At 70.8% G+C, this 284-nt stretch carries 1 pseudogene; it reads right to left on the reverse strand.

Going from position 1 to position 284, the window contains the following annotated elements:
* A pseudogene (locus tag EN804_RS36665) lies at positions 1-284 on the reverse strand (hypothetical protein); the annotation flags it as partial.

The following is a 284-nucleotide window of genomic DNA, read 5'->3' on the forward strand; positions in this document are numbered from 1 at the left end:
GCGACGGCGCCGGAGTGAAGCCGATCTGCCAGGCTTCCGGCGTATCGTCCACCTTGGCGGCCGGCGCCGGGGTGCTCGCTGCGGCCTGCCCGGACAGCACTGCCTCCAGCCGCGCCTTCACTGCGGAAACTGCGGCCGGATCGGCGGCCTGGCCATGTTCGGCCTCGCGCAGCAGGGCACGCAGCACGTCCACCGAGGACAGCATGGCGTCGACGGCATGGCCTTCCAGCGACTGCTTGCCGGCGGGCAGCTCATCGAGCATGGTCTCAAGCAAGGGGGTCAGT

It is taken from the genome of Mesorhizobium sp. M8A.F.Ca.ET.161.01.1.1, from assembly GCF_004792105.1.
GTDB lineage: Bacteria > Pseudomonadota > Alphaproteobacteria > Rhizobiales > Rhizobiaceae > Mesorhizobium.